The organism is Hydrogenophaga bisanensis (assembly GCF_042665135.1).
Classification (GTDB): Bacteria; Pseudomonadota; Gammaproteobacteria; order Burkholderiales; family Burkholderiaceae_C; genus Hydrogenophaga; species Hydrogenophaga bisanensis.
Genome location: NZ_JBHTBX010000013.1, coordinates 40,259 through 62,547 on the forward strand (window position 1 = coordinate 40,259; position 22,289 = coordinate 62,547).

Sequence of the window (22,289 nt, forward strand, 5' to 3'; positions counted from 1 at the left end):
GCCGCCAAGGATTTGTCAAAACATTTCCTGATATTCCGAAACTGTTTGACCTTCCCCCAGTTTCCCGGACGGTTTGCTTAGCCCATCACCCATGTGGTAGGTAGTCCGGGCCGACTTCCATCCAGCCACCGTACACCCAGTTAAGGTTCCCATCCCTGCTTATCTGGACACCAGCGATCACCATGGCCTTGGTATGGAGACCTTCACCCGCTCCACTGCATCGTTCCAGGGAATTCTGAGGAAGCCCAAGAAGCATCGTAAGTCGTTGATTCTGGTTGAGTTTTTGACACCTCGATGTTCCAGTGGGCTCCACGGAAATCCACCTGAAGCCACGACGTTTATGTCCATTTTTGTGTCCATTTTTGCGGGCACGACGGCTTCCGGATTGTTGCTAGGGCGCTGAGGTCGATGGGTTAAGCATCTGGTTCCTGACTCATGTTCAGGAGCTAGAGCATGGCACTCTCAGACTTGGTGGTCCGCCAAGCCAAAGCCACCGGCAAGGCCTACACACTTCCAGACATCGATGGTCTCTCCCTGGCCGTGACGGCCACCGGCAGCAAGAGCTGGCACTTCCGTTACTACTGGATGAAGGAGCCCAAGCGCATGTCGCTGGGCACCTATCCCGAGGTGTCCCTTCGTGAGGCACGCGCCCTGCGTGACGAGGCGCGCGCCTTGGTGGCCAAGGACATCAACCCGCGCCTTCACCGCAAGCAAAAGCGCGCCGCGGTCAAACTCGCCGGTGAAAACACCTTCGAGGCGATCTACAAGAAGTGGCTTGCCCACCGCGAACTCGGCCTCAAGAAGGGCCGGCAGACCACCCTCTCGATCCTCCCTCGCGTCTTCGCCAAGGATGTGCTGCCCTTGCTGGGCAAGCGCTCGATCTACGACATCAAACGCCCTGACCTGCTGGAAGTGATCGCCAGGATCGAGCGGCGCAAGGCGCTCTCCGTCGCCGAGAAAGTCAGGACGTGGTTCAACCAGATGTTCCGCTACGCGCTGGTGGTCGTGCCGGGCCTGGAGCAGAACCCGGCTTCCGACCTCGACGTGGTGGCGCTGCCGCTGCCCCCGGTGAACCACAACCCGTTCCTGCGCATGGCCGAGTTGCCGAAGCTGTTGCAGCGCCTGCGCAAGTATCGTGGCCGGCTGCAGACCCAGCTCGGTCTGCGGCTGCTGCTATTCACCGGCGTGCGCACGGGCGAGCTGCGCCTGGCGACGCCGGATCAGTTCGACCTCGATCGGGGCCTCTGGATCATCCCGCCCGAGGTCGTGAAGCAGCTCCAGGTGGACATGCGCAGGAAGCGCCAGTTGCCCAAGGACATTCCACCCTACATCGTGCCGCTGTCGGTGCAGGCCATCGAGATCGTCCGGCACCTGCTCGAACAGCTCAAACCGGCCCAGCACTATCTGTTCCGCCACGACAGCGAGTTGAAGAAGCGCATGAGCGAGAACACGCTCAACGGCGCGCTCAAGCGCATGGGCTATCGCGACCTGCTGACCGGGCACGGCATCCGTGGCACGATGTCCACCGCGCTCAACGAGATCGGCTACCCGAAGGTGTGGGTGGACGCGCAACTCTCGCACGTCGATCCCAACAAGGTCAGTGCCACCTACAACCACGCCGAGTACGTCGAGCAGCGGCGGCGGATGATGCAGGATTGGGCCGACCGGCTCGATCTCTTCGAGCAGAACATGGTCGAGGCAGCGAGCATGCCGCTCACCATTCATTTGGAGGGCGTGCCCGTCCTCTCGGATGAGGAAGCCGCGAGTGCGCCACCCAAACCAGCGGCCGCGTCGGCGCCGCTCCTGATCGTGACCAGGCCGGGAGACGCGATGCCACTGGTGTCAGCCGAGACGCATCGGCTGCCCGCAGTGCCGTTGCCGCGTTCCGTCATGGAGGAACCGCTGTCCGACATACAGCGCGAGAGGATGGAGCTGTTCGATGTCTTCGAGGCGCCGCACAACCTTCCCGTCGCTGCGTTTGCCAAGATGGCGGGCAAATCCCGCAGGTGGATCAGCTACGAGATCAAGGCGGGCAACTTGCTGGCGTTGAACGTAGGCAACCGCGGCCAGCGCGTGCCGGACTGGCACCTCGACCCACTCAAGCACGAGCTGATCCAGTCCGTCCTGAAGTTGACCAGGGGTGCGGACCCTTGGCAGATCTACCATGCACTGCTGCAACCGCGCTCGATGCTGCGGGGGCATTCGGCACTGGAGCGCGTGACGGCCGGCAATCTCGACAAGCTCGTCATGGCAGTGAGCACAGCCGTGAAGGATAGCGAATGGACCCCGTCGCGAGTCGGGGTCGCCTAGCAGCAGGAATGCGGGATCGTGGCGAAACCGCGATTCCCGCGCGTCTGTCAGGACACCAAGCGCGCGCGGCGGGCGAATCTTGCCTGGGTGTCCGACAAGGAAGCGTTGCGGCGCAGCAGGTAAGCCATCACGATCGTTGGTGCGCCGGCCAGCGGCCGCACGGCGATGCCTCGGCGTAGGTAGCTCGCCAGTCTCGCGGCAGGCGCAATGGCGATCCCGTACCCGGCGGCAACCAGCGTCATCGCCACATCGAATGTCTCCACCGTTTGCTCCCGCTCCTGCAGCGCGTTCTCGAACACGCGCTGCACGGTCATGCGCCATGGTTCATCGGCCGTGGACTGCGCGCAGATCAAGGGCTGCTTGAGCACTTCCTGGCACGGCACTTCACGGTAGGCCAGCAGGTGGGAGCGCTTGGCCACGGCGACCGCCAGCGTGTCATGCCACAGCGGCTCGCATACCCAGCCAGGCCACTGCCGGGCAACCGCAGACAAGGCGAAGTCGAAGCCGTCGCCCGGCAGCTCCGCGCCTCGACCGGGATCTGTCCATCCGGCCAGGACGGCATGGGTCTCCGGCTCTTCGGCACGCTGCAGGGCGAGCACGTCGGCGAGCTGGGGAGGCACCCATTCGCCGAGGACGGCCATGCGAATTTCGGCGGTGATGTCACTCGATTCCACGTCCAGCTCCCCCAGGCGGTGAACTCGTGGCAACTGATCTCGAAGCCGTTGAATGAGTTAAGTTTAACGTGGTTTAAATCGTGACCGTGTTCGACGCTCTTGGCAATGCCAAAGCGTTCGATCCAAAGGGGCCGCCCCACCGGCACCACTACCTACGAAGCGGAACCAGCCATCGCGTTTGGGGCTGCCGTGCGGGAAGAAAGAACCAACCAGGGTATCGCTCAGGAAACGCTGGCCCACATGGCCGGCATCGAACGGTCGCACATGGGCAAGATCGAGCGCGGCGAGCATGTCCCCACGCTCCCTCTCATCCTCAAGATTGCCCGTGCGCTGAAATGCAGTTCCGCCCACTTGATGACTCTGACCGAAGCCAAGCTGGCGGAGTCGGCCCCATCCGCGGATTGAAGCCGGCCCGCACAGCGGTCGCATGCCTACGCCTGATCGTCGTCCTTGCCCCCAAGGGCTGAATCTTCGCGCTTTGCGGCCTCGTTGAGGAGCCGCAGGTATGGGTTGTCTGGCGGCGTCTCCTGGAACAGCGTATCCGGGCTGACGAGCAGGTAGCCGTGCAGCCGGCGCGACTTGCGCGGCCCCGTGACTTCGCAGGTCCAGATGTTCAGCCCGCTCGGCTGCTTGCGGTGCTGTCCCAGCTTCTCGAAGCGCTTCTGCACCCACTGCCACCCCTCCAGCTTCTCCTGCTTGGCCAGCGCGGCGACTTGAAGGTACTCCTGCGCGTAGCGCTGGAACACGCCGGGGCTGACGAGGTAGGTCGTACCGGCGACGGTATGCACCAGGGCCTTGGCGTCGTTGATGATGAGCTTGCGCGTCTGGATGCTCTGGCGCAGCCAGGCCATGAAGTGCGCCCCGGAGGACTCCGCGCGATCCTGGGAAGGCGCGAGGCTCATCTGTGGCGTGGGCACGGTCGAAGGGGCCGGCTCGGGCTCGGCGACAGGACAACTCGGGGTCTCCGGTGCTGTGGGCGGAGCGGTGTCGCCCAGCAGGTCGAGCAGCGCGGCCACGCCGGTGTCCATGGCTGCGGATGCGATCGGCGCCGTGCTCGCGGGTGCAGCTTCGGTGCCTTCCACGCGCGGCCCATCGGCCACCGCCGGCGCCAGCGACGGCGGCTCCGCTTGTTCCTCTTCGACCTGCACACGGCCTGCGAACGGCGCCGGCCGGTCGGCGGCATCCCAGATCATCGCCGGCGAGAGTTTCAGGAAGGTGAAGGCGTGCGACCAGCCGGCGTCGCTGGTGACGGTAGCCTTCCAGATCGCCTTGCCATCCGGCGTCGGTTGCACGATGCCGTGATCCTGCAACACGTTGAACACCGCCGTATTGCTCGCCGGGATGCCGTCGATCCCCTGCGACAGCAGATGTGCGCGCAGCTTGTCGGAGACGGTCTTGCTCACCAGCCACAGGGCGTCTTGGGTCAGCCAACCGTCCGCCGGGCCGGCCTGGTTCAACTTGAACTCTTCCTTGAGCAGGTAGCGCAAGCCGTCGAGCAATTTGCGTTGCAGCGCATGCTTGGGCGCCGCCAGCGCCTTGCTGGGATCGCCGCCGAGTTCCTGGGCGACCGATGCCTGGTCGGCCTGCACGACCAGTTCGCCGAGCGTGCCGGCATGCTCGTACTGGCCGGCCAGCACGTACAGCAGCGCGGCCCAGAGGTCGGGATAGCCACTGAGCCAGTCGAAGATGTCCCGATCGAGAAGGCGCGTGTAGAGCAGCCCGGTGGCGGCGCTGTGCAGGCGGTACTCACGCTCCTTTCGGTAACGAAAACGGTAGGGCTTTCGCAGCGGGCCGTGCCAGGGATGCCAGACGCTGCCGTCGGCATGCTCGACGTGCAGATCGACGGCAATCTTGCCGATGTCGTGCAGCAGGGCCGCGTAGGCCGTGCCTGCAGTCCAGGCCTCGGCCTGGGCTGCCTGTGCCTCTGGCGTGACGCCCGCAGGCAGCAGGTATGACTGCCGCAGCTTCAGCGCATAGGCGACGATCTCCAGGCCGTGGTCCAGCATGCCGCCCGGATAGGCATGGTGGTGGTTCTCGGAGGCCGGGAACTGCTGGACCAGCTCGGCGTAGCGCTCCAGTGGGGCGAGGTAGAGCGTGGCGAACTGCCGGCGCGAGAGCGATGTGCGCTGCCAGATGTGTTCCAGCAGTTTCTGCCGGCGCGGCGTGGCCAGCAGCGATGCGGCCGACTCCGGCCGCATCGACCCTTTCGGAGTTTCGATGGCGGAGGTGGGCGGCGTGCCGGCGGTGGGTGGCACCCTTTTGCGCTGGAACAGCGAGAGCATGGCGAACCCCGGATGACGGGCTGCTCGGGGGCGCCTTTTGGCCTTTTCAGGATAGGGCCTTTCCCCTTGGCGCCCTTCCTTTGCCCCTTCCCAGCCCTTTGGCCTTTGTCGGAAGCTTTTGGGTATAGGGCCGCTGCTGCGCGGGTGCCACGATGAATGCGGCATGGGGCAATCCCGGCAAGCCGGAAGCTGCGGGATGTTCGTCAGCTCTGGCCCAAGCCGGTGTCGAGGGCGGCGGATTGCGCTGCGAAGTCGTCGGGACGGCGCTTGCGGAAGGTTTCGAGATTGGCGAGCTTCCAGCGCAGTGCCGGCAGTTGCGCGGCGTGCTGGCATTGCACCAGCGACCAGTCCGGTTCTGCGCGCGCCAGCCCGCTCAGAAACTGCTTGTGCGCGGTGCTCAGTCGCTGTGGCAGCTCGCGCCGCACCCTGGCGCGAGCGTCGAGCAGTGTCTCCAGGGAGCAGCCCACTTCGGTCATGCCGACAAAGGCCCGCTCGTACTCGCCGGCGATGTCCTTGTCGTTGCCGAACAGCACTTCGTGGGGCGGCCGGTTGTGGCCCGCCAGATAGATCACGAAGCACTCGACCATGCCGTCGCTGATGTCGCCCGATTCGTAGAGCTGCCACACGTCGAACAGGTCGCGGGGGTGCTGCCGATCCAGCGCGGCCACCAGCTTGCTGGCGTACAGCTCGTCCGGTGCCAGAACCGGCAGCTCGAACTCGACGCCGAACAGATCGCTGGTCTTTGCGCTCAGCGGCCGCCGCTCGACGGGCAGCACGCTGCCTCGGAACACGACGTTGACCTCGATCTTCACCTGGCTGGCGTCGTTCTCGACGATCAGCTTGGTGTCTCCCAGGTCCTTGGCGCGAACCAGGCGTGTCTGCACGCCCAGTGGCGCAACGCGCGTGGCGATGGCGGCCAGCTCCTGGTTGATGGCTTGCAGCGCTTCGTCGCGCGGCGTCTGCCACGGGAGGTACACCACGTCGATGTCCACCGAAAGGCGCGGCATGTCCCGCACGAAGAGGTTGATGGCCGTGCCGCCCTTCATGGCGAAGATGTCGTTGGCGAACACGTCGGGCGCGACGGCCAGCAGCAGGCGAACGGTGTCCGCGTAGGTCTTATCCATGAGGTCTCAGGCTCAGCAAGGTGCCGTCATCGAGCCGGCTCATCCAGCGCGTGTTGCTGCCGGTGCGAACCGGGTACTGCTCCAGCAGGGCATCGACATCCACGAGGCTGGTCTCGCGCGCCCAGGTGAGGAACAGGCGCACGGCCTTCACGCTGGCGCAGCAAGACAGCAGTTGCCCGAGCAAGTCCTTGCGGGGGGAACGCAGTCCATCGAAGAGGTTGCGGGCCTCTTCGAGGCTCTGCTTGACGCCGGCTTCGTACAGCAGCTCCAGAACGGCACGCTCGGGGGCTGCCACCCGCAGATCCTCGGGCAGGCCAGGCGGCGTGGTCAGGGTCTTGCCGGCCAGCGCCGTGTCCGGCCAGTCGAACAGGCGGGCGTGGACATAGCGGGCCGGAAAGCGCGAAGTGAACCAGGCCGGCAACGCGAAACGACCGTCGCCCCACAGCACCAGCGCCTCCCGGCTGCCCAGGTTGTGCCGCACCCCCTGCAGGGCCAGGGCGCTCTTGCCGCCGACGTGCAGGCCGGGCACGCGCTGTTGCAGGAACTTCAGCGCACCGTAGACCCCGAACTCATCGTTCGGGAAGGCATAGACGCCATGGGCCAGGCGCACGAGCCACCCGCCGTCGGCATAGTGGGCGGCGAGCTGGGGCGACACCCCGAACTGGCTCAGGGTGGCAAGGTCGAACGGCGCCCCGCGGGGGAGTCCCGCCTGCAGCCGCTTGATTACTTGGTGCCTAGAATTTCCATCCATGTTATAAAGATAGCACGGAATCCAATCGGCCCCTAGAGCTATCGCTAGAACTCGCAGAGAAAGTAGCATAAGGTTTGATTTCTAATGCAGAATCTAATCGCCTTGCGACCCAAGCCAACCCGGCTCGGCCAGCCGCATCCTTCGAACGGGGGCCTGATGCCTGAGCCGCTGTGCCCAATCTTGCTGGCATCGCTCCAAGGGCCGGCACGCCCAGTCGAGGGGCGCGATGAGTAGCCTTGCCGATGGATATGGCGGCTATGCCGACTTAGCCAGCGCGCAAGCCGAAGAAACGGACTACAGGGTGCATGTACGCCCGTTCGCCGGATCATCCATCGCCGTCATCGCACCGCATGGCGGAGGTATTGAGCAGTTCACGTCGGACATCGCGCGAGCGGTCGCTGGCACGGACATCAATCTCTATCTGTTCGAAGGAATTCGTCAGGCTGGCAACTACGCTGCACTTCATCTGACCAGCCACAAATTTGATGAACCGCGCTGCCTGGCACTGCTATCCGCCTGCGACCACGTGGTCGCGATCCACGGCTGCGGCGGCAAGGCACAGCGCGTGTCACCAGATAGTGCGATGCGCAGCGTGTTCCGCTGGTTCGCTGCGGCGCGTGCCTTGGTCTGCGCTTGCTCGAAGGCCAGCAGTACGCGCCGGGCTTCTTCGAGGAAGACCTGTCCCGCCGGTGTGAGACGAACACTGCGTGGCAAGCGGTTGAGCAGCGGCACCCCTAAATCCGCCTCCATCTGGCGGATCGTGCGCGACAGTGGAGACTGTTCGATGTGCAGCCGTCGAGCAGCCCGGCCGAAGTGCAGTTCCTCGGCTACGGCGATGAAGCAGCGAAGATGGCGTAAGTTCATGCTTTCTCCCTACCGATGTGATCAGTCCATATCATCGTAGGGAGCCGAATAGTGCGGAGGATTCACCTCTGTATCGAGATGAGAGCCATCCTGGGGGGTGATGCTCGGATGCTTTTCGCCCATGTCAGCGCCTACGGCGAAGCTCTCGTTCGAGATCGCCCAGCTGCGACGCCTGAAGTTCGGCAAGAAGAGCGAGCAGCTCGATGCCGAACAACGCGCGCTGTTCGACGAGGCTCTGGACGCCGACCTTGCCGCGGCTGAGGCGCAGCTCCAGGAACTGCTGGGCAAGAAGAAGCCGCCGGCTACGCCTGGCGCGATGCCTAAGCGCACCGCCTTGCCGGCGGACCTGCCGCGCGTGGACTGCCACCACGAGCCCGAGAACACCCGCTGCGCGTGCGGCTGTGCGCTCAAGCGCATCAGCGAGAAGCTGGACTACACGCCGGGCGTGTTCACGGTCGAGTGCCACATCCGCGGCAAGTGGACCTGCGCACAGGTGCCGAACGCTGACCCAGGCGCCGGTCCCGGCGGAGATCATCGCCAAGGGCATCCCCACCTCCGGGCTGCTCGCGTAGGTGCTGGTCGCAAAGGACTCCGACCATCTGCCGCTTACATGGTCGTCCCTAGGCAAGCAGGAATCAGCTGCGTGAGTGAATCGGGAGGTTTGCGTAGCTGATGGCTGGTCAGCAGCGTCTGCGCCGGCGGCTTCACCGGCACGAAGCGCATGTGCGGGCGGGTTGCCGCCTCGCAGATCGCTGCGGCATCGGCCGCACCGTTCTTGCGTCCCTTGCCGGCCATGCGGTAGGGCGTGACGAAGTGGCCTGCAATCAGCCGCGCATCCAGCCCATAGCCGCGCAGCTTGCGTGCCCAGTGATGCGCACCGCCGCAGGCCTCCAGGGCCACCAGGCAGCCGGGAGGCAGCTCCGCGCACCAGGCCGCAAACTTGTCAGCGGCCAGCGCCTTGGCAACCACCACGCGCGCATCCACCGCATGCACCTAGATAACCCGCTTGGCCAGATCCACCCCGACTCGCGCAATCTCGTTCATGGACTTCCCCTTTCACATGGCTGCAGATTGATGACTTGGGGAGCACCATCGCGGTGGCAGCCAACATTTGTTTCCTGGCTGCTTACGATTGAGTCACATCAATCGGCCAGCAGATCGCTGGATGTTGGCTCTTGACTTTCTGCATGTTAGGCGCAACATCTTGCAAAGTCTTGCAAGAACTTCCTCGAGCGAGGCTGCACGAAGACGGAACTTCTGGGGGTGGTATGACAGCGCGCCAGCAGGCGATCTTCACACTCGACGAGGCGGCTGCCTACTTGAAAGTCGGCAAGCGGACGCTCTATCGGCTCGCCGCGCACGGGGAGATTCCGGCCTTCAAGGTCGGCGGGACGTGGCGGTTTCGTCAAAGTGAAATCGATCGATGGATCAATGATCAGATCCAAGCAGGCAGAAAGAAGGAGGTGATACGCACAGATAAGCAGCCAAAGTCAGCGGAACATCCCGTGTCGCCAGGGCGCGCTGTCCGTCGCCGCGGGCAAACGGATTGAGTGAGTCATCAATTGATTTCTGGAGGTATGACATGGACATTGATTTCAAGAAATTGGCTCCCTGGAACTGGTTCAAAAAGGAGCAGGAAGAACAACAGAGCACCGCCTCACTGCCGGTGCAGCGCAATGACCTGCCGGCGGCAGGCGGGCCGGTCAGCCCCATCCTGCAATTGCATCGCGAAATCGACCGCCTGTTCGACGACACGTTTCGAGGCTTCGGTTTCCCGACGCTGGCCATGCCACGCTGGCCGTCGGACTGGCCGGGCCTGCTGAAGCCGGCGCTGGACATCCAGGAGACCGACAAGCAGTACAAGATCGCCCTGGAAGTGCCCGGCGTCGAGGAAAAAGACATCCAGATCACGCTCGACAACGACGTGCTGCTGGTGCGCGGTGAAAAGCGTCAGGAGCAGGAAACGAAAGACGGCGGTTTCCACCGGGTGGAGCGCTCCTACGGCAGTGTTGAATCACGAGCAAAACTGAGCCGGGGGGGGTGCGGCGTAAATCTTGGACTGGTTTTAGTTGATTAAGCCCAGACTTTCGCGGTACTCGATGGGGCTGAGGGAGCCCAGCGATATCTTGATCCGTTTTTCGTTGTACCAGAGGATGTACTCGTGCACCGCACGGATGAACACCTCGATGGTGGTCGACTTCCAATCACGCGGGTAGAACATCTCATTCTTCAGGCGCCCAAAGAAACCTTCGCAGGCTGCGTTGTCCGGTGAGCACCCCTTGCGCGACATTGACCGCGTCAGCTTCGCACTGTGCATCCGATCGAGCCAGCCCGGCCACCGGTAATGAGCACCACGGTCGGAGTGAATGATCGGCTTGCTGTCGCACGATTGCACCGTGTCAATGGCCGCATCGAGCATCGTGTTCACCAACTCAGAGTCCGGTCGGGTGCCAAGCGTCCAGCTCACCACCATGCCATCGAAGCAGTCGATCACAGGCGAGAGGTAAACCTTTCCCGCCGGTATCTGGAACTCTGTAATGTCGGTGAGCCACTTCTCATTCGGTGCCGCCGCCTGGAAGTCACGATTGAACAGGTTGTCTGGAGCAGGGCTGATCTCTCCGAGGTAGGACCCGTATCGACGCTTCTTGCGCGCGGGAACAATCAAGCCCTCCTGCTTCATCAGACGCTGCACGACTTTTTCAGACAGGTACAAGCGGCGTCTGCCCAGCGCCGCCCGCATGCGCCGGTAACCATAGCTGCAGTGGTTGCTCTGAAACACATCGGCAGCTGCAACGCGGGCGTCAGCATATTTGTCAGGCCTTCGCTGGCGGGCGCAGTGGTAGAAGTAGGAACTGCGAGCAAGGCCAAGTTCGCCAAGTAGCTCTGCGAGCGAGTAGATGGGCTTGAGGGCGTCAACCAGCAGAGTCTTCTCCCGATTGCTCAGGAGCTGAGGGTTGACGCCCAGGCCTTTTTTTAGCAATTCATTGGCCTTCTTCAAGATGTCATGTTCGAGCTGAAGGCGGTGAATACTCTGTTGAAGCGACTCGACCTGACGCTGCAGTTCGGCAACATCAGACACTGGCGGTGAATTGTCTTGACGTTTCATGGATGCGGGTACCTCGCGGCCGAGCAACTGATTCTTCCAGTTGTACAGCGTAGGCCGACACACCGCCAGCTTCTGGGCAACTTCTTGTGCGCTGGTCTTTCGGGTGCAAAGCTCAATCACCGCTGCGCTCTTAAGCGCGTCGGAGTGCAGGGTGTTCGGTGCCCGGCCCACCATTCGGTGGCGAACTTCGGGGTGCAGCTCGTCAATCCACTCGGCCAGTAGTTCCCGACCGGGATATCCCAATGCCCGCATGGTCGAGGCAATGCACCGATCGTGATCAAGGTAGTGCTTCACCGCCGCATGCTTCTGCTGATCGGAATACTTCTGTCCCGATCGCGAATACCCGACTCGCAGATCCTGGCTCCGCTCGTACTCCCGGTACCAGCCAATGAGGGAATTCTTGGTCGGATAGCCCAACTGACGGATGGTGGCCCCAAGGCGCTTGCCAAGCTTGATGTAGAGCTTGACGGCTCGGATGCGGTCTTCGTAGGAATACATGAACTACCTCCAGGTAGTCCAAGTTTTTAGCCGCACCCCCACTGGCTCAGTTTTGCTCGTGATTCAACAAACTGGTATTGGCACGCGACGCCAAACTTGCTTTGGCGCCGGTCGATGTACGCGTCATCACCCACGATATCCACGCCAACGTGGAATCGGTGAAGAAAGCGGTCAAGTTGTCTCGGGAGTTGTTGGGTGATGGCGAGGTGCAAAAGGCCCGGCCCATCGTCGCCAATCTGGCCAGCGAAATCGTGATCGAAACCGGCAACCTGCCGATGGCAACGTACCCGGCTGCGATCAAGTCGGCCGCACGGCTCATCGACAGCGGCAAGATCGACGACGCCAAGGCGGAACTCGCCCGAGCACTGAACACGCTGGTGGTGACCTCGGTCGCCTTTCCTCTGCCCGTGCTACGGGCTGAAGCCGCGATGGCAAAAGCTGAAAAGCTGGCCGAGACCGACAAGCGCGATGCCAAGCAGAACGAGGAGCTCAGCACCTTGCTGTCGTCCGTGCGCACGGAGATCGAAATGGCGCAGATCCTGGGTTATGGCAAGAAGGCGGATTTCAAACCCATCTTCGATCAGGTGAAGTCCATTGAGCAAAAGTCGGCTGGTGGCAAAAGCGGCAAGGGATGGTTCGACGAGTTGAAGACGCGCCTCCAAAAGCTGTTTTGAGGTGATGAAGGGGCCGACTGTTCGGTCGGTCAGTCTCGCGATGTTCGCAGTCAGCCCCCAATAGATTCGCCTATTTTCACTAACTCATACGAGGCATATCACCATGAATGAGCAAACATCGAATCCCAATGCGACGAACAAAGAAATAAACGAACAGGCCGCGGTAAGCAGCCTTCCTGTCAGTCCAGAGGCCAAGCCTGAAGTCGTCACGGAGGTACAGCCTGAGGTTCAGAAGGAAACGGACTCGCAGGCGGCAGACAAACGTAAACAAGTCCTCGATGAGGCCGTCTCGGCCTTGGCGCTGACCAAATCAGCGCTGGCCGCACTTGACGGCAAGGACGCTGCACGCGCATTGGCAACGCTGGCCGAAGTGACGGGAAAGCTGGAGCTGATCGTTGCGCGCGAACCCACGCTCGCCCTGGCCCCCGTTGATGTGCGCACCATCGTGCACGACTTGTTCGCCAACACGGAAACCATTGAGGCGATGACCGACGAGGCGCTGGATGCCCTCAAACATGGCGAGGTGCAACAGGCACGTCACGTGCTGGCTTTGCTGGCCAGTGAAATCGTGATCGCGGTCACCAACATCCCTCTGGCGTCCTATCCCGCAGCCGTGAAGTCAGTCGTGCCGCTGATCGATCAGGGCAAGATTGAAGAAGCCAAAGCCGCGCTGCAGGCAGCGCTCAGCACGCTGGTCGAGACGCGCAGCGTGCATCCGCTGCCCGCCCTGCGCGCCAGGCTGCTCCTGAAGCGCGCCGAGACCTTGGTAGAAGATGGTCAGCGGAGCGAAGCGTCCAATGAGCGCCTGGAGACATTATTGAACGAAGCGCGGCAGCAGTTGGAAATGGCAGAACTGCTGGGCTATGGAAAGAAGAAGGACTTTGAGCCCCTGTATGCTGAACTCAAGAAAGTCAAGCAAAAGACGGCTGGGGGAGGCGGCGGAAAAGGCTGGCTCGATGAAATCAAGGCAAAGCTGTCCAAGTTGTTCTGAAACCGCTGGATAGGGCGTAAGAGGGGCGCGTCGCGCCCCTCTCTTGGCTCAGGAGTGTTTGCTTTTTCACCCCATTAGATCTTTAGGAGATATAGCATGAATACAGACACGATCACCGATTCGAGTGCGGATGAGCCCACCAAAACACTGTGTTCATTGACCGAAAATTGGTGGATTTTTGCGTTGCGCGGTGTCTTGGCATTGATTTTCGCAGCCCTTGCGTTCTGGATGCCACAATCGGCTCTGTTGGCCATGACCTTAGTGTTCGGCGCATTTTCCTTGGTCAATGGCGCTTTCAACTTGGTTGCAGCGGTGCGCCATATCCAGAAAAAAGAGCGCTGGGGCTGGCTGCTGTTCAGCGGCATTGTCGGCATACTTACCGGCGTCGTCGTCCTGGTTGCTCCTTGGGTCGCCACGATGGTCATGGCTTCTTTTTTATGGGCTAGCGTGGGGTTCTGGGCGATTTTCACCGGTGTGCTGGAGATATCCGCCGCCGTTCGGCTGCGTCAAGAAATCAAGGGTGAAATCTGGCTTGCCTTCAGTGGACTGCTCTCGATTGTCCTTGGCGCTATCGTCTTGTGGATGTTTTTTTCCCGTCCGGTCGAGTCATTCCTGGCCGCAGGCTGGCTGTTGGGCTTCTATGCGGCAGTCTCTGGTGTCACGCTTTTGTTCTTGAGTTGGCGTCTTCGCAAAACGCGCCAGGGATAAGATCGGGTCAAACTAAATTCTATGGATATGAGCATTTTCGGTTCGCGCCTCCATAGAAATGACATCAAAGGAGTCATACATGCAGATTCAATATAGCTATCGAGCTATCGACAAAGAGTTTCATGAACCATGGCAGAGAGCTTTGGGAAATGTGATCGAGCACGCCCTCAAGCCATTGCTCGACAAACACACTAAAGATTCAGTGCGACTTCAAATCGTCCTTGATCGCGACAAGACCAAGCGGCAATTTCTGGCCAGTGGCTATATGCACCTGCCCGGCAAAAAGATTGTCAGCGTTACTGCATCACATGACGAGCTGACGCCCCTCGCGCAGATGCTCGCACAGTCGTTGTTCCGTCAGGCCAAGAAGCATTTTGACCGGCTGCATGCTCAGGACCAAATCAAGCGCAAAGCACGACGCGAGCGCTTGCGCGAGCTCAAGGTGCGAATTGCCGCAAAACCCGCGTCAGCCGCCCATGAGGCCAAAGTGACCCGAATGCCTCTACTGTCGAAACTTGAGGCTGTCGCAAGGCGTGAGCTGGCTTATCTGCGTGCCGTCGGCGATTTACCGCGCGATTATCCGACGCTGCGCGACGTGGTGGATGAAGCGATTGTCCAAGCTGAGGTGGAATGGCAATCCGTGCCGGAAGAAAAAGCGGCTTACTTCGGTCTTCTGAAGCATCTGTTCGCCGTCCTGGATCACGAAGTGGCAATCAGCCGGCAATTTGGCGAATTCGTTTCTCTGGACGCGCCGGTCGAAGCGGATGCCCAGGACGTCGCCGAGGCCATGGTGGAAGAGGAAGTCTTCGAATTTTATCAGCCCGATGACACACTCAGGCTGGCCGATATCATCGCTGACAGTCAGCATCCCGATGCCGCAACGATCGCGGAACAGGAGGAGCTAGTTGATCGGTCGAGCGAGTTCGCTTTTGCATTCGACCTGCTGAAGGACATGCCGCGTTTGTGGCGGCGCATTTTTCTGCTTATCCGTGTGGACGGGCTGGATGCCAGCAGCGTCTCTGAAATCCTGCTGATTCCTAGTAAGGAAGATACTGTCCAAAGGTGGCTCATGCAGGCCGAAGCGTTCATCGCTGCTCATTTGGAAGAGGCCGGAGTAAGCAAAGACGGGAACGATTGGCTCCAAGGCGTTGATTGGTCGGCATTGTCTGTGACCCGAAGCGCGGCAGCCTCACTGTGGTCCAAGGAGGCGAACCATGAAGAATGATCTTCACCTCGTCTGTCCGCATTGCCAGTCCATCAACCGCGTACCGACTGCGAAGCTATCGGAACATCCCAACTGCGGCCGCTGCCAGCAGCCCTTGTTCACGGGCGAACCCATCGAGTTGACCACGGCGACGTTCTCGCGCCACGTGGAGCGCAGCGACCTGCCACTGTTGGTCGATTTCTGGGCGCCCTGGTGCGGGCCGTGCAAGATGATGGCCCCGCAGTTTCAGCAAGCGGCGCGCCAGCTCGAACCCAGGGTCAGGCTTGCCAAGGTCAATACCGAGGCAGAACCCCACCTGGCCGCGCAGTTCGGCATCCGCAGCATTCCGACGCTCGCCCTGTTCCAGGGTGGGCGGGAGATCGGGCGTCAGGCCGGCGCCTTGGGCGCGCAGGACATCGTGCGCTGGGTATCGGCACAGCTTGGGCGCTGACCGATGCAGGGCCTGCTGAGCGTTACGCTGAGTCTGCTGGCTGCGTGCAGTCTGGCGGCCGTGGTGACGGCTGCGCTCAGAGTGCCCGCCTTGCTGGGTTACCTCGCCGCCGGCGCCTTACTGGGCCCCTCAGTCACCGGCGTGATCGCGCCGGGAGAAGCGCTTGATTTTCTGTCCGAGCTGGGAGTGGCGCTACTGCTGTTCATGGTCGGACTGGAATTCTCCCTCGGGCACTTTTGGCTCACTCGCAAGACCGTACTGGTGGCTGGCAGTTTGCAGATGGTCGTTGTGGCCGCACCTCTGACCCTGATGCTGATCGGGTTGGGGCAGCCAGCCCAGAGCGCTGCGCTGCTCGGCGCTGCGGCGGCCATGTCTTCCACGGCGCTGGTCAGCCGGCAGCTGGCCGACCAAGGCGAGCTCACCACCCGCCACGGCCGCAGCGCCATCGCCGTGCTGGTCTTTCAGGACCTGGCCAGCGTGCCCCTGCTGGCCCTGCTGGCGATCTGGGCGCGCGGCGAGTCGCCGAAGATCGAGAGCGTGCTGCTCGAAGTGTTGGGCGTGCTGATGTTGTTCGCGGCAGCGGCCCTCGCCTCCCGTCGTCTGTTGCATGGCCTGCTGGGCTGGGTGGCGCGGCAGGGCCACGAAGAATCCTTCGTGCTGGTTTCCTTGTGCGTGGTGGTGGCTGCCGCCGCTGCTGCACACGCGGTCGGCGTATCCGCCGCCCTGGGTGCGTTTTTGGCCGGCATGGTGCTGGGCGAGAGCGACTTCCGTCACCACATGGAAAGCCACCTCAAACCGTTTCGCGATGTGTTGTCGGGGGTGTTCTTCGTGACCATCGGCCTGCAGTTGGACGGAGCGCAGATTCTTTCGGCACCACTGGCGGTGTTCGCGTGGCTGGCAGTGCTGGTACCGGTCAAGATCGGGCTGAACACCCTGGCCTTGCGGGCGACGCGCTTGTCCGCCCTCGATGCCTGGCGCACGGGCATAGCGTTGGGGCATGGCGGCGAGTTCGCCCTGCTGTTGTTGGGCATGGTCTTGCAGCAGCATCTGATTCCCGCGACCGTCGTACAACCCATGCTGGTCGCGCTGGTGCTCAGCATGGCCTTGGCACCGCTGCTGATCCGCCATCACGATGTACTTGCCCGGTTCTTGAGCCGCACCGGCGGCGTCATTCAGCCACCCCAGGCTGAAGAAGTTGAGATCGCCGCGCAGACGGCGCGATATCGAGACCATGTCATCGTGTGCGGCGCGGGCGAGCTTGGCCTGACAGTCAGCGAGATTCTTCGCCACGCCGGCGTGGCGCATCTGTTGCTGGAGGCGGACGCGCAGAAGGTCGAGGCCGCGCGTGCCGCCGGCGCGCCGGTGTTCCATGGCGATGCCAGTCGGCCCGATACCTTGCTGGCTGCCGGCTTGACGCATGCGCACATGGTGGTGCTGACGTTCGCCCATGCCCAGCAAGCGTTGCGCATCGCCCAGGCGATTGCCGAGCGCCGTCCGGCGCTGACCTTGTGGGTGTCATGCAGAATTACGACCGCGGCCGATGCATTTCGCGCCATGCCCAACGTGCGCGTGTATCAGCAATCCTTTGCCGCAGCTATTGGGCTGGCGGAACAGGTTATGTCGACGCTTGGCATGTCGACCGAGCTGATTGAAGGACACATCAGCGCAATGCGCCGCCGTCTCGACAGCAGCCGTTTTCCAGGGAGTTCATCGTCATGAAATCAACACGCCTTAACCCATTTCAGGTCTTGCGTGACCAGTGGGCCATCATGAGTTTTTACGAGCGCTTCGAGCAGGTCGTCGCGCTCGTGCTGTCGGCGGTGATTGCCGTCATCATCGTGGTGTCGCTGTTCCAGCTCATCTCCATCGTCTTCACGCTGCTGGTTCTCGATGCCTTCAATCCCCTGGATCACAAGGTATTCCAGAGCGTGTTCGGCATGATCATGACGCTTTTGATTGCTATGGAGTTCAAGCATTCCATCGTGCGCGTGGCGCTGCGTCGGGACAGCATCATCCAGGTCAAGACCGTGATCCTCATCGGCCTGATCGCGCTGGCACGCAAGTTCGTGGTCCTCGACCCCGACACGAGTCCCGCCAAAATCGCCGCGCTGGCAGGCGCCACACTGGCGCTTGGTACCACTTACTGGCTGCTGCGCGATCGCGACGACCGCGTCGCCGAGAAATCTGGGCATGAATCGTCATCATCCTAGTGACCTGCGCGCTGCGTGGTTGCAACATCGCTGGCTCAACCGCCTGCAGACCGGGATGTTGAGCCTGACCCTGGTCGGGATCGCAGCCGCCGCAGGAAGCCTGCTGTTCGGGGAAAGCGGCCTGTGGCTCGCGCTGTTTGCAGTTGCAGGCACGCTGTTGCTGGAACCGGCAGCCGCATCCGTCTTGACCTTGCGCCTGTACTGCGCACGGGCTTTGTACCCGCACGAAGCCCCCGAGATTTGGGCCCTGTTGCGCGAACTGTCCGCCCGTGCGGGTTTGTCCGCCACGCCGGTGCCGCACTACGTGCCCAGTGCCGTCGTCAACGCCTTCGCCACCGGCTCGAAGCAGCATGCATCGATCGCCCTCACCGATGGCCTGCTGCGCCGCCTGAGCCCACGCGAGCTGACGGGTGCGCCCGCGCACGAGATCGCGCACATCGCCAGTGAGGATCTGCGCGTCATGGGGCTGGCGGATTCCGTCAGTCGCTTCACGAGCCTACTGGCCCTTATGGGACAGATCGCGATCCTGCTGAGCCTGCCCGCGCTGCTGGTTGGTGCGGCGGAGGTCTATTGGCCTGGTTTATTGTTATTGGCCGCATCGCCCCAGCTGGCCCTGCTCGCACAGCTCGGCTTGTCTCGCGTGCGTGAGTTCGACGCTGACCGCCTCGCTGCGGAACTGACTGGCGAACCGCAGGGGCTTGCGTCCGCGCTGGCGAAAATCGAGCGGGTCAGCCGCTCCTGGCGCGCCTGGTTGTGGCCGGGATGGGGCAATCCCGAACCCTCCTGGTTGCGCACGCATCCGGCCACGCAAGAACGCATCTCACGCCTACTGACGTTGGCGCCTGGGTCAGCATCAGCGTTGCCACTCCACGCGCCCCATTTCTTGCCGGAATCCGCTGTGACGCCGCGCCCGCCGCGCTGGCACCCGAGCGGGCTGTGGCGCTGATTGCCTATCAACAGGAGACTTCTCATGGCCTACCCCGACCCGTACCCACGCCCCGCACCGGACCCCTTCATCCGTCGCTGGCTCTTCATCACCGCCTGCATTGCCGCGCTCATGCTGCTGTGGCAGTTTCTGCCCGCCATCGAGGCCTGGTTCAGTCCGCGCGAGGCGGCAGAACGCACCGTGACGGCGCGTGGCGATCTGGCGGCGGAAGAGAAAGCCACCATCGAACTGTTCGAAGAATCGCGCGCTTCGGTGGTCTACATCACCACCGCGCAGCTGGTGCGCGACGTCTGGACTCGCAATGTCTTTTCCATGCCGCGCGGCACCGGTTCGGGCTTTGTCTGGGACGATGCCGGCCACGTCGTCACCAACTTCCACGTCATCCAGGGTGCTTCTGAAGCCACGGTCAAACTCGCCGATGGCCGCGACTACCAGGCCGCGCTGGTGGGGACGAGCCCAGCGCACGACATCGCCGTGCTCAAGATTGGCGTCGGTTTCAAGCGCCCGCCGGCCGTGCCGGTCGGCACCAGTGCCGACCTCAAGGTGGGTCAGAAGGTGTTCGCTATCGGCAACCCCTTCGGCCTGGACTGGACGCTCACCACCGGCATCGTCTCCGCGCTCGACCGCTCGTTACCCGGAGAAGCGGGCGGCCCGGCCATCGATCACCTGATCCAGACCGACGCCGCCATCAACCCTGGCAACTCCGGTGGGCCGCTGCTCGATTCGGCAGGAAGGCTCATCGGCATCAACACGGCGATCTATAGCCCCTCCGGCGCCTCGGCCGGGATTGGTTTCGCCGTGCCGGTGGACACCGTCATGCGCGTAGTCCCGCAACTCATCAAGACCGGTAAGTACATCCGTCCGGCGCTGGGCATTGAGGTGGACGAACAGCTCAATCAGCGCCTGCTTGCACTGACCGGAAGCAAGGGCGTGTTCGTGTTGCGTGTTACCCCTGGTTCGGCAGCGCACAAGGCCGGCCTCGCGGGTGTCGAAGTCACGCCTCAAGGCATCGTGCCGGGCGACCGCATCATCGATGTTGATGGCAAGGCGACGGACGATGTGGCCAAGCTGCTCGCGCGGCTAGACGACAGGAAGGTCGGCGATGTGGTGGTCTTGTCAGTGGAACGGGCCGGCAAATCGCGCGAGGTGCGTGTGGAGCTGCAACCCGGGAATTGATTGAACTGAACCTGTGATCAGGCGGTAGTGCAGCGTCGCGGCGATTGAGGTTCTCAGGTCTTCGGCCAGGTAGCGTTCCGCCTCAACCTCCGTTATTTTCGGATGCGATCTGCCTATCCGAATAGGCAAGCATGCAACGCCGGAACCTCTTGCCAATCATCGAAGGAGAAAGCGAGGCGCAATCCGCATGAGGTGAACGCAGGCCAGGAACGAGGCAAACAGGAGGCCGCATTGGAACTCAGACTACTGCGCTATTTCGTTGCGGTCGCGGAAGAACTGCATTTCGCGCGAGCGGCCGAGCGCCTTGGCGTAGAACAATCGCCTGTGTCGCCCGCAATGCGCAATCTCGAAGCCACGCTCGGCGTGCAGTTGTTCGACCGCAGCGCGCACCAGACGCGACTGACCTGGGCCGGTCAAGTGTTCCTCGGTGAGTGCCGGCGTGTGCTGGCCACCGTTGAGCCGTGGTGAGTGCCGCAAAGGCGGCGGCGCAGGGCTATCAGGGTTATCTGCGCATCGCCGGCGCAGCCCCACATTGCCGCCTTGCTGGCGCGCAGCCGCGAGGAAGAGCCCGAACTGGAGATTCGCGTCTTCGAGCTGCCTTTCGCGCAGCAGCTCAAGGGCCTGCACAACGATCTGCTGGACATCGGCTTTGCGCTGTCGGACGCGGTGAGCGAAGGCCTTGTCGCCGAGCCCGTGTGGACCGATCCTCTGTCGGTGATCGTGCCCGTGCGCCACCCCTTGTTGGCGCACGCGGAAGTGCCATTGGATGAAGCCTTGAAGTTTCCGTTGGTACTGTGCCATCCGGACGCGGGATCGGGCTGCCACCACCAGATCCAGGCGGTGCTTCAAGGTGCGTCCAAGCCGCTCAAGCTGGTAGATCAGGTGACGAGCCTAGGCGTGATGCTGACTCTGGTCGGTGCCGGTTATGGCCTAGGTTTCGCCATTGCCTCGCAGGTGCAGACCCTGAACCGCCCCGACATAACCGTTCGCCCCTTGGCCGGCACGCCGCCCATGCTGTCCACCTACCTGCTGCGCCGCAGCGCCGAACCCTCTGAGCCCATGAAGCGGTTTCTGCAGCGCGCCCGCGAGGAGTTCCTGCCAAAGGGAGATGAACCGGCCTCGTGACGTTGAGCGCTCGGGTACATTGGCTACTGCTGGCTGTCCATGGCTCGCACTGGACTTGCTCGGAGCGCGCGTTGACCAAGCGTGGTTTTTCAGTCCATAATTATGTCCATCTCGGTTCGCTGAGTGCGGAAAACTCATTATCAATCAACGAGTTGGGAACACGATGATGTTCCCTTGACCTGCAGCGGCCTCTTCCATCCAGGACTTGACCCCAGGGAAGTTCTCCAAGAGGTCTTCGAGGTCGCCACGGCTGAGCCACACAGGGCGATCATCAGGCATGCCCTTGAGCCTCATTCCCATCCCGTACCGGCTGGGGAACAGGTCGCGTACCTCGCCAACAATCAGGAGCACTGGGCGCCTTCCCTCTGATGCACTCGCTTGTAGCTGCATATAGAGAACACCCGGTTCTTCGCGCTTGCTCTCCATCGCCTGGGCATCGAGCCGGGTATCCGGGACAAACACCCTCTCCCGCGCAGGTCGCCCACACAGCGCCAGTTCTTCTAGCTCCTCGCCGATCTTTGCGTAGACCTCACCCAGACGGCGACCTACCCCAGCCCCAGGCGGCAGCGACGTCAGTCCAGCCCGCTCCCACACCAGCACAAGGAAGTCCCGAAGGCCCATGGCGCTGCGTGACACCAGGTCCCTGGACTGCCCTTCCTGTTTCTTCGCCAAGGGGGGTGCGCAGCGGCCTGCTCCGGTCAGGGTGTGCAACGGGACATCCAGCTTCGCATCCAGCAATCCCCCGGGCAGTGGTCTGAGCGCACCGGAGGTCTTCCCAACGCCGGCCACCCGGCTCTCATGGCCGCCATGGCTCTCGCAATCAGGGTGGTGATCCATCCCTGTATTTGGCATGCGCTTCATCACCAGGGTGCGGCCATGCGTAGCGATGACCATCGGCAATGACACCGACCCACCACGGCAAAGGCAATGGGGGCGCTCAGCAGATCCCAGAGCGCGGCGCAGCAACCGTTGCCAGCGGCCAGGGTCTTCCTCCCTCAACCCACGACAAACCACCTCACCAGCAATCCGGACTCGGTCCCGATGACCAGACCCATCAAGCATCACATCACCTCCTGGACAGGTTCACACTGACCTTGCCAACCACCCCCAACCAATAAACCGATCAGACTTCCACAGCACGGTACTTAAACGAAATCGGTTTGATAGCAAGCCTGTGCCTCAGCTTGCTACCCCC

General features: G+C 62.4%; 19 protein-coding genes and 6 pseudogenes. 17 read left to right on the forward strand and 8 right to left on the reverse strand.

Going from position 1 to position 22,289, the window contains the following annotated elements; translation table 11 throughout:
* The first annotated feature begins 453 nt into the window (after window positions 1-453).
* Complete coding sequence (locus tag ACFQNJ_RS16290) at window positions 454-2,310, forward strand: tyrosine-type recombinase/integrase (RefSeq protein ID WP_382259457.1); 1,857 nt, start codon at window positions 454-456, stop codon at window positions 2,308-2,310.
* Window positions 2,311-2,357: 47 nt separating this feature from the next.
* Here the strand turns inward: ACFQNJ_RS16290 and ACFQNJ_RS16295 are convergent, their stop codons facing one another.
* Window positions 2,358-2,984 (reverse strand): LysR substrate-binding domain-containing protein, encoded by a 627-nt coding sequence (locus ACFQNJ_RS16295; RefSeq protein ID WP_382259459.1) that lies wholly within the window; start codon window positions 2,982-2,984, stop codon window positions 2,358-2,360.
* Between the two features lie 105 nt (window positions 2,985-3,089).
* On the opposite strand from ACFQNJ_RS16295, the gene ACFQNJ_RS16300 reads away from it, so the two are divergent.
* Window positions 3,090-3,389 carry a helix-turn-helix domain-containing protein gene (locus ACFQNJ_RS16300; protein WP_003282197.1) on the forward strand — a complete coding sequence of 100 codons (300 nt, stop codon included), beginning with the start codon at window positions 3,090-3,092 and terminating at the stop codon, window positions 3,387-3,389.
* Between the two features lie 26 nt (window positions 3,390-3,415).
* Here ACFQNJ_RS16300 and mobH read toward each other — a convergent pair whose 3' ends face one another.
* The 3 genes from mobH to ACFQNJ_RS16315 all read right to left on the reverse strand — a co-directional run bounded on the left by mobH (window position 3,416) and on the right by ACFQNJ_RS16315 (window position 7,141).
* A complete protein-coding gene (gene mobH / locus ACFQNJ_RS16305) occupies window positions 3,416-5,266 on the reverse strand; it encodes a MobH family relaxase (RefSeq protein WP_382259461.1) in 1,851 nt (616 codons plus the stop codon).
* A gap of 203 nt (window positions 5,267-5,469) precedes the next feature.
* Window positions 5,470-6,390: a nucleotidyl transferase AbiEii/AbiGii toxin family protein gene (locus ACFQNJ_RS16310; RefSeq protein WP_013721904.1), complete on the reverse strand. Its 921-nt coding sequence runs from the start codon at window positions 6,388-6,390 to the stop codon at window positions 5,470-5,472.
* Entirely contained in the window at window positions 6,383-7,141 is a 759-nt protein-coding gene (locus tag ACFQNJ_RS16315; protein WP_013721903.1) for a type IV toxin-antitoxin system AbiEi family antitoxin domain-containing protein, read from the reverse strand. The genes ACFQNJ_RS16310 and ACFQNJ_RS16315 overlap by 8 nt, the downstream gene beginning before the upstream one ends.
* A gap of 226 nt (window positions 7,142-7,367) precedes the next feature.
* Here ACFQNJ_RS16315 and ACFQNJ_RS16320 point away from each other — a divergent pair.
* Window positions 7,368-7,649: pseudogene (locus ACFQNJ_RS16320) on the forward strand (poly-gamma-glutamate hydrolase family protein); the annotation flags it as partial.
* Window positions 7,650-7,711: 62 nt separating this feature from the next.
* Here the strand turns inward: ACFQNJ_RS16320 and ACFQNJ_RS16325 are convergent.
* Window positions 7,712-8,005: pseudogene (locus tag ACFQNJ_RS16325) on the reverse strand (LysR family transcriptional regulator); the annotation flags it as partial.
* A gap of 139 nt (window positions 8,006-8,144) precedes the next feature.
* Between ACFQNJ_RS16325 and ACFQNJ_RS16330 the strand changes: the two are divergent.
* Window positions 8,145-8,574, forward strand: a pseudogene (locus ACFQNJ_RS16330) (transposase domain-containing protein); the annotation flags it as partial.
* A 121-nt stretch (window positions 8,575-8,695) separates the two neighbouring features.
* Here the strand turns inward: ACFQNJ_RS16330 and ACFQNJ_RS16335 are convergent.
* Window positions 8,696-8,989, reverse strand: a pseudogene (locus ACFQNJ_RS16335) (IS110 family transposase); the annotation flags it as partial.
* Window positions 8,990-9,273: 284 nt separating this feature from the next.
* Between ACFQNJ_RS16335 and ACFQNJ_RS16340 the strand changes: the two are divergent.
* Both ACFQNJ_RS16340 and ACFQNJ_RS16345 read left to right on the forward strand, forming a co-directional pair.
* Complete coding sequence (locus ACFQNJ_RS16340) at window positions 9,274-9,555, forward strand: helix-turn-helix domain-containing protein (RefSeq protein WP_382259464.1); 282 nt, start codon at window positions 9,274-9,276, stop codon at window positions 9,553-9,555.
* Between the two features lie 32 nt (window positions 9,556-9,587).
* Window positions 9,588-10,034, forward strand: a pseudogene (locus ACFQNJ_RS16345) (Hsp20/alpha crystallin family protein); the annotation flags it as partial.
* Between the two features lie 36 nt (window positions 10,035-10,070).
* On the opposite strand, the gene ACFQNJ_RS16350 reads toward ACFQNJ_RS16345, so the two are convergent.
* On the reverse strand, window positions 10,071-11,609 hold the full coding sequence (locus tag ACFQNJ_RS16350) for an IS3 family transposase (RefSeq protein WP_382259466.1): 1,539 nt from the start codon (window positions 11,607-11,609) through the stop codon (window positions 10,071-10,073).
* Between the two features lie 68 nt (window positions 11,610-11,677).
* Here ACFQNJ_RS16350 and yfdX1 point away from each other — a divergent pair.
* The 11 genes and pseudogenes from yfdX1 to ACFQNJ_RS16405 form a co-directional block, all read left to right on the forward strand.
* A pseudogene (gene yfdX1 / locus ACFQNJ_RS16355) lies at window positions 11,678-12,283 on the forward strand (heat resistance protein YfdX1); the annotation flags it as partial.
* A gap of 103 nt (window positions 12,284-12,386) precedes the next feature.
* Window positions 12,387-13,274 (forward strand): heat resistance protein YfdX2, encoded by an 888-nt coding sequence (yfdX2, locus tag ACFQNJ_RS16360; protein WP_033936157.1) that lies wholly within the window; start codon window positions 12,387-12,389, stop codon window positions 13,272-13,274.
* A gap of 96 nt (window positions 13,275-13,370) precedes the next feature.
* A complete protein-coding gene (hdeD-GI, locus tag ACFQNJ_RS16365; RefSeq protein WP_382259468.1) occupies window positions 13,371-13,982 on the forward strand; it encodes a heat resistance membrane protein HdeD-GI in 612 nt (203 codons plus the stop codon).
* A gap of 79 nt (window positions 13,983-14,061) precedes the next feature.
* On the forward strand, window positions 14,062-15,207 hold the full coding sequence (locus ACFQNJ_RS16370; RefSeq protein ID WP_382259470.1) for a hypothetical protein: 1,146 nt from the start codon (window positions 14,062-14,064) through the stop codon (window positions 15,205-15,207).
* Window positions 15,197-15,637 carry a heat resistance system thioredoxin Trx-GI gene (trx-GI, locus tag ACFQNJ_RS16375; RefSeq protein ID WP_058159135.1) on the forward strand — a complete coding sequence of 147 codons (441 nt, stop codon included), beginning with the start codon at window positions 15,197-15,199 and terminating at the stop codon, window positions 15,635-15,637. The genes ACFQNJ_RS16370 and trx-GI overlap by 11 nt, the downstream gene beginning before the upstream one ends.
* Window positions 15,638-15,640: 3 nt before the next feature.
* Window positions 15,641-17,356, forward strand: a complete 1,716-nt coding sequence (gene kefB-GI / locus ACFQNJ_RS16380; protein WP_382259472.1) for a heat resistance system K+/H+ antiporter KefB-GI — start codon at window positions 15,641-15,643, stop codon at window positions 17,354-17,356.
* A complete protein-coding gene (psiE-GI, locus tag ACFQNJ_RS16385; protein WP_382259474.1) occupies window positions 17,353-17,847 on the forward strand; it encodes a heat resistance protein PsiE-GI in 495 nt (164 codons plus the stop codon). Before kefB-GI ends, psiE-GI begins: the two co-directional genes overlap by 4 nt.
* Window positions 17,828-18,793, forward strand: coding sequence for a zinc metalloprotease HtpX (locus tag ACFQNJ_RS16390; protein WP_382259476.1), 966 nt, complete (start codon window positions 17,828-17,830; stop codon window positions 18,791-18,793). Before psiE-GI ends, ACFQNJ_RS16390 begins: the two co-directional genes overlap by 20 nt.
* Before the next feature lie 24 nt (window positions 18,794-18,817).
* The gene (locus tag ACFQNJ_RS16395) at window positions 18,818-19,969 is read left to right on the forward strand and encodes a S1C family serine protease (RefSeq protein WP_382259478.1); all 1,152 of its coding nucleotides are present in this window, start codon (window positions 18,818-18,820) and stop codon (window positions 19,967-19,969) included.
* Window positions 19,970-20,161: 192 nt separating this feature from the next.
* Window positions 20,162-20,437, forward strand: a complete 276-nt coding sequence (locus ACFQNJ_RS16400; protein WP_382259480.1) for a LysR family transcriptional regulator — start codon at window positions 20,162-20,164, stop codon at window positions 20,435-20,437.
* A complete protein-coding gene (locus ACFQNJ_RS16405) occupies window positions 20,438-21,094 on the forward strand; it encodes a LysR family substrate-binding domain-containing protein (protein WP_382259482.1) in 657 nt (218 codons plus the stop codon). It begins immediately after the preceding gene.
* Window positions 21,095-21,238: 144 nt separating this feature from the next.
* Here ACFQNJ_RS16405 and ACFQNJ_RS16410 read toward each other — a convergent pair whose 3' ends face one another.
* On the reverse strand, window positions 21,239-22,156 hold the full coding sequence (locus ACFQNJ_RS16410; RefSeq protein WP_382259484.1) for a DUF1173 family protein: 918 nt from the start codon (window positions 22,154-22,156) through the stop codon (window positions 21,239-21,241).
* Window positions 22,157-22,289 lie beyond the last annotated feature (133 nt).